Genomic DNA, 6,405 nt, shown 5'->3' with positions numbered 1-6,405 from the left:
GTGACTTGCGGGTGCGCATGCCGTTGGCTTAGGGCAAGTCCGTCTAGCAGCCAGCGAAGTTCGCGGGAAGAGACGGTGACGGCACCTTCGCGTCCCTTTGGCCACTCAAACGTACCGCGTTCCAGCCGGCGATAAAACAGCCAAAAGCCATTGTACTCCCAGTACAGCATTTTAAGCTTGTTGCGATCGCGATTGCAGAACACGAACAAGCAAGGAGAGAACGGATCGAGCCCAAAACATTCTTGAACGAGCGCGGCTAAACCGTCGATCGACTTGCGAAGATCGGTTGATCCGCAAGCGAGGTAGACAGGGTGGGTACTGGGTAGCGTTAGCATGACGCTACTTCCAATGCATGGACGATTTCACGGAGCAACTGCGGATCGAATCCTGCACGAAGCTCAATGTTGGCTTGTCCAATACGTACAACAAGTGAGGATGTGGAGACCATTGTGTCTGGTTGACTCACAACCGTGAGCGGCATCCAGTGTGTAGAAGGAGTTACTGAAACGGAGGAAGAGGTTTCTTTCGTTTTGCGGAGCCAATATTTGAGTTGATCTAGCTTAAAGTGATTGGCGGTACACCATGCTGACATGGTAAGGCCACTCGATTTGTAATCTGTGATACGTTCAATCCATGCTTGACGACGTTGTTCTCTCGTGGTCATGTGGCAACCTCCTTCATTGGGTTGCCTTCATTTTCTCATGAATGGTTTGGACGTTGAAGGTGGGCTGGATTTGACGCTTACGTTAAAGCTAAGCAATGGAGACAAGCGTTTAAAGAAAAAATAAATGTATTCCAAGATAATACGACAAAAAAATCTTTGTTTATCTCAGTACATAGATTTATTGATAAAGCCTTTGAATTTGGACATTTTGAGGTTGAGTCGTATAAACCATCTATTATTAATCGTAACTGGGTACTGCATGGTAGAGATGATATTAATGAGTGGAAGCCTGTTGACGCACTAAGACTATTTAACGCACTATATAGCCTAACATTTTTCAATGATTCTTTTAATAAATAGATAAATAGGGAAGGGCAGCCGGCTATATCGGCTGCCTCTTGTTCGTTATTGTATCGGGAGACGCTAGTCCAATAAGGCATCGGCAGTCTGAACTTTATTTTCGTCTGTCATTGCTGCTTCATAATATTCGTAAAGCGTTTTTCATCATTCGAATATGTGGATGTAAACGATCGGATATGTCGCCTGTCTCCTTATATAGTTGGATATCCTCTTCACACTCTTTGATCCGGTCTAAGAATCCAGGAGCTGACTCAACTAACGATGAATTTCGCATTACATGAAGGACTTCTGTGTAATGAACTATTGACTCGTCGCTAGTTAGGATAGTTGTTGGACGATAATCGGGAGTAGTGATTTCATAGGATGACGCTACTTCAGAAGCACTTGATGGCTGGACAAAATAAGCTTTTTGTCTAAGCGATTTCTTTCGCATTTCTTCTTCTTTTTCTTCTTGTTCTTTCAAAATAGCTGCATGTCGAGCTTCAATGGCCGTGACTAGTGTGTTTAATTCGTCCGTGCTTACTTCTTCTTCATTCTCCCAAGCAAACGCTTTATTTTGTTTATCAAAAAGAAACAAATCGTTATTTGAGATTTCTTTGATATTGCCGATTATCATATACCATTGGTCTGGAATTTCTTTAGGCTGCGCCGTGCTTTCTCGTAGCTCCAGCTGCGATAATTTGTATAAAAAACCGTCTATTTCATCATTAACATAAAGTAAATGATCAACATTTTTGTTTTTTAACTTCAGACTTCTATCAGAAACGAGTGGGATATCGCCATATTCTTCGGCTAAATCTTGAAGTAGGTCTTCCCAATGAGGTACCCCCTGTAAAAAGGACAAGGATCCCTTTTCCGATAAACTTAAGGCCAGTGCGTGTTGCTCCTCTTTGTATGCAATCTGACTGTGGTCAAATAAAAAATAGCTTTTAAATTGCTTGGAATGATAAAGCTCTTGTTTCTTAAGTAGATAGCGCTGGTATTGCACGCTTTTTGTTCCAGTAACGTAATCAAAACTCCAAACTTCGCCGGTTGGCCATTGTACAATTAAATCAGGTACATAACTCAAATCATCATTATGCAAATAGCCATCAATAACGGTTGCATCGGTTCTTGATAAACCAGCTTGGAGCTGATTTTTAATAATGGCTTTACCCACTCTATGCTTATGAGACTCTTGCGTACCTCCCTTTTTGTACCTGGTATAATTCCGCGATCCAGCACATTCTTCTCCTTTTTCATGTTTGAAATGACAGGCCTTATCTTCAAATAAAGCCATCCAGGTTGTTGCATTGCAGCACTTACATCTAAATAGTCCTTTTTTTGAACTTTCACGATATTTAGCATTTAAAGAGTTTTTGATCATATCCCATTTCATACCGGTTTGAGCTAGCTGAATGCGTTCAATTTCGATTCTTATCTCATCTGTAAGTAACCATGAACTTTCCATACGAAGGACACCCCCGAGAAAATCAGAAAATATAAATAAATTATACCAATATATCTGTATTTCACGATGAGGAAGCTTCAAAAAAATCGTCGTTATCGGATGCGAAATGCTACCGCATTTCGCTGATTTGCATTTCTAGCTCTAAATCCATAAAAAAAAGCTGCTGCAACGAAAAGAACGTTGCTAGCAGCGAGTAAGATCTATGCGTTTTGTAGACTCAAGTGTACAGAGAAAATAAAGTTGTAGACTAACATCCTTGATATTACCTCCATAAAAGTTGTCAGATATCAGGAAATAAGTATTAGACTGGTTCCGAATTACTTCGGCTTTCAAAGAAGATTTTGAAAAATAAAGTTATAAACTACATGCTGTAGTTTCTGGCCATTATTAACGTAGTGCCAGCTTAATCTATATGCTAAACCATAGAACGGAGGGCATGATCCTTGCCCCGTAATCAACAATCATCGACTATTTAACTATGATTTCAAACTCTTTTCGAAAGAGGCCATCTATTAGAGTTAAAGAAGTTTTTCCTTTGTTATACGTGATAAGCTCGTTGTTTCTGCTGTCATAGATCGCAATGCTTTTATCATACGTATAGATGAATGAAACTGGATTTAGAGGATCCACTTTCACGATCTCCTTATTATATAGAATAGTTACATTCATTTTTGAGTTTGGAGCTGCTACAATCTTTTTTGTTTTCTTGTTATCAAGCGACAGGGTATACTTTTTTAGATCCTTTTTGATTTCATGGTTAACTGCGCCAATAAATGTTTTTTCAAACATTGTGGGATTAGGGTTTGTCGTTACTAATTTAATTAGCTGTAATGATTTTTCTTGAAATGCCATTTGCATTTCAAATACTTCTCTCATTGCTTCATCTTTACAATATAACTCTTCACAATACGTAAGATATTCAGAATAAGCTGCTAGCCGTTCATCAGATGTTATTTTATCCGATTTAACTGTATTCGCCCACATTAGACCAGATACAACAACAACTACACTCGCTACAATCCTATATATCAGCTTTATATTCCCCGAATTAAAGATTGACCGCATTAATAACCACTCCTTCTAATATCATTATATTAATCTACTACGTTCGAGTTAAAATTTGGTTGTTTACCGGTAGAAATGATTAAACTGGACTTGTTCATTCAACCAAAGGAGCATCCAGGAGCAGGGGATACACTAGGCATGCTGCTAGCATGGGTTCAATACACATAGTCCAGTATTGCTTTTACGGAAATAAGACGTTTTTTTCTTTTTACGCTTACCTGCTATATGAAGAAAATTTGTTGATTCTATAAGGATTTGGAGCTGAGGAATTGTCAGCTTATAAGAAATAAGTTTTAGACTGAATATCCAAGGAGAAGGTGTCCGTAGCGCAAACCGACACTGTTCGGAGAAAATAACGTAGTAGACTGAGCATTGACTGGTGATCGCCAAGCAGTTGATGGCCACCAACTTTATTTTTCTTTCTAATACTATATTTTCCGAGTCTAACACTTTATTTTCTTTTGACATCAAGATGTAATCAATTTTCCTTTGCAGCGTACCCTGTCCTAAAGAATCATTGAAAATCATACACCGTAAACTTCTGAATAATCATCACTAACCATTACGGCTTGAATACCATCACCACCAGCTGCTGCTGTTTGTAAGTTCTTAATCGTTTCATCTTGGAATGGGATGATAAATAGCGCTTCATTTTCAATCGTTTTATCAGCACCAGCTAACGTAAAAGCGATCAAATCGCTATGTTGCTCTACTTGCTTAACGGATGATGTGACTGCGCTAGCTCGGATATCATCTCGTAATGCAATGATATGATCTTTTGGCAGTTTAACCAATAGCATTAACTTATTATCATCAAGATCGAGTAAGCCCTTACTTGATCCGACCTTTAATCCTTTGGCTTCTTCTTTGAAATAATCTTCATAGGTTCTCATAAGACATCTCCTTCATTTGTGGGTATCTTTTATATGTCGGAAAAAAATCATCGAATTCAGATCTTGGACATAATATTTTCATAAAGAAAAAAATCCCCCTGGAGTGAGCAGGGGGAATAGCAATTAACGGTAACGATAGAGCACGCGGAAGAACGGATCGACTTGCCAGTTCCAGACGATTACTTTGCGAAGCCCGTAGTCGGCATTAACCAACATGGGTACTTCACCCGTAATATTACCTTCCGGATCGAATTGATAACCATTTGCTTCAAGTACATCGGCATTAAAACCGAAGTTACTCGCACTTGGGAGGGTAACCATCACGGTAACTTGGCTTTGGCCGACCAGCTGGAAGGATGGCATCGGTGCAAGCAGCGTGAGTTCAAAGTCGGATCCATTTTCCTCTTGAGGGTATAGGGCCAGTTCATATTCAAACGTAAGTACTTGCGTTCCTTGCTTAAAGAGAACCGGTGATAGTGAGGTAGTTGCCAGGAATAACTGATGAAGACGATTCAGTTCTTCTACATTGGATTCCGCAAGTGCTTGACCGTACTTCTTCAGTTCATCCTGCAGATCGGAATAACGCTGGCCCACAAAACTGACGATATTACCGTCAGGGAAGACCGTCCGGACATCAATTGCTCGATTCGCCGGTGGGGCGTAGAAACTTTCATCTTGAGCGAGAGGGGCATGCAGACCAATTTCATGCAAGACTTTCAAACGGTCATAAACAAGACCATATTTTGAGCTGGAGAGCACCGTGCAGCTGATATGACACCATTTCATTTCAATAGGAGTTGAAACCGTTAATTTAGGGATTTGAATTGTCATTTAAGAAGACCTCCATTTTTTATAATTAGAATTTCGCCGGAGGCTCATGCTATAATAGCATTGTTTACAGAACCACATCGGCTCCCTTACGGGGTCAATTAGGCGACGCATTTAGCAGATGCAGCGCCTTTTTTTTTGGTCAGAGCGACAGGGAATAATAGATCAACTAAAAATGTTTGAAGATAATCACCTCCTTAAAAATCAGGTTCATAATGAACCAGGTAACAGGACAAGATGGATGTAGGTTAGTGAATTATTCGTATATAAAATTAGATTATTCTTGAAAAATATCCACCTTGTCCGCCCTGCAATTCATGGTATTTTGTTGTCTTTATCAAAACGATGAAGTTTTTTTAAAAAAATGAAGGCAGCACAAACCATCTATTTTAATTATTGAAAAAAAGTATAATTGAAAAAAATTTGATTAACATTTTCATTTAAAAGATTGGTACTAATGTGAGGTGGATTTATTTATAGTTCAGGACTTTACAGCTCTATTTTTTACTATTATCTTCTTATGAACCTAATAATGAACTATCTATTTTTCTGTATTCTTCCTCTAATACTTTTAAGAACTGATCTCGCTTGGTTTCCTCTCTTTTTATAATAAAAATCTCTTCATCTTCAGTCATTTCAAACTCAGAATTTGTTAATAGATAAGGACTAATATACTGACTCTCTATTTTTTCAGTAGCCTCTTCAAGTTTTATTTCCATTGCTTGAAAGAGTGCTAAAACCTTTGTAACGTGGAGAGTCCAGATATATCTTTTTAATTCTACAACTGCTTTTATTTCAGCATCTTTTTCAATTGCTTCACCGAGTTTTGCAATAATAAGTTCTACTAGCGTAACAAAATTGTAATTAACATAAGTTTCTACCCTTGATCCAAATTTTGATCTTGCTTCAGACCCACTGTATCCATGAATTGATTTTAAAAGGTTAGTAAACAGAATTTCACGATTAAAAATGTCTTCTCCAAATGTATCGAATTGTTTATGAGCTTGGAGTTGGGTTAGGTTTTCGATTTCGACAGTGTACTTCTTCATATTATTATCCCCTCAACTCCTAGTATCCCTTATTTCCCAAATGGGGGGCTCGAAGTAAGAGCCCCATAAGGATTGAACAAATATTTAGATATGTTA

General features: G+C 38.6%; 7 protein-coding genes. All 7 read right to left on the bottom strand.

Features of this window, described 5'->3' with window-relative positions:
- Window positions 1-335, bottom strand: a 335-nt coding sequence (gene tnpB / locus AC1TPC_RS20615) for an IS66 family insertion sequence element accessory protein TnpB (protein ID WP_482068683.1), incomplete at its 3' end; no start/stop codon positions are given.
- The gene (gene tnpA / locus AC1TPC_RS20610; RefSeq protein WP_482068682.1) at window positions 329-664 is read right to left on the bottom strand and encodes an IS66 family insertion sequence element accessory protein TnpA; all 336 of its coding nucleotides are present in this window, start codon (window positions 662-664) and stop codon (window positions 329-331) included. The genes tnpA and tnpB, both read right to left, overlap by 7 nt.
- A 478-nt stretch (window positions 665-1,142) precedes the next feature.
- Window positions 1,143-2,474, bottom strand: a complete 1,332-nt coding sequence (locus AC1TPC_RS20605) for a hypothetical protein (protein WP_482068681.1) — start codon at window positions 2,472-2,474, stop codon at window positions 1,143-1,145.
- Window positions 2,475-2,942: 468 nt separating this feature from the next.
- Window positions 2,943-3,539: a hypothetical protein gene (locus AC1TPC_RS20600; protein WP_482068680.1), complete on the bottom strand. Its 597-nt coding sequence runs from the start codon at window positions 3,537-3,539 to the stop codon at window positions 2,943-2,945.
- Between the two features lie 524 nt (window positions 3,540-4,063).
- Entirely contained in the window at window positions 4,064-4,432 is a 369-nt protein-coding gene (locus tag AC1TPC_RS20595) for a hypothetical protein (RefSeq protein WP_482068679.1), read from the bottom strand.
- Window positions 4,433-4,555: 123 nt separating this feature from the next.
- Window positions 4,556-5,263: a hypothetical protein gene (locus tag AC1TPC_RS20590; RefSeq protein WP_482068678.1), complete on the bottom strand. Its 708-nt coding sequence runs from the start codon at window positions 5,261-5,263 to the stop codon at window positions 4,556-4,558.
- 515 nt (window positions 5,264-5,778) lie between these two features.
- Complete coding sequence (locus AC1TPC_RS20585) at window positions 5,779-6,309, bottom strand: hypothetical protein (protein WP_482068677.1); 531 nt, start codon at window positions 6,307-6,309, stop codon at window positions 5,779-5,781.
- Between the last annotated feature and the right edge of the window lie 96 nt (window positions 6,310-6,405).

The sequence above is a fragment of the Paenibacillus sp. Y280 genome, assembly GCF_056786335.1.
This window is presented reverse-complemented; position numbering and strand designations above follow the sequence as displayed.

Bases quoted from the DNA above. Each gene is read 5' to 3' on its own strand.
- AC1TPC_RS20585 (WP_482068677.1), bottom strand. From the start codon at position 6,309: ATGAAGAAGTACACTGTCGAAATCGAAAACCTAACCCAACTCCAAGCT.
- AC1TPC_RS20590 (WP_482068678.1), bottom strand. From the start codon at position 5,263: ATGACAATTCAAATCCCTAAATTAACGGTTTCAACTCCTATTGAAATG.
- tnpA (WP_482068682.1), bottom strand. From the start codon at position 664: ATGACCACGAGAGAACAACGTCGTCAAGCATGGATTGAACGTATCACA.
- AC1TPC_RS20595 (WP_482068679.1), bottom strand. From the start codon at position 4,432: ATGAGAACCTATGAAGATTATTTCAAAGAAGAAGCCAAAGGATTAAAG.
- AC1TPC_RS20600 (WP_482068680.1), bottom strand. From the start codon at position 3,539: ATGCGGTCAATCTTTAATTCGGGGAATATAAAGCTGATATATAGGATT.
- AC1TPC_RS20605 (WP_482068681.1), bottom strand. From the start codon at position 2,474: ATGGAAAGTTCATGGTTACTTACAGATGAGATAAGAATCGAAATTGAA.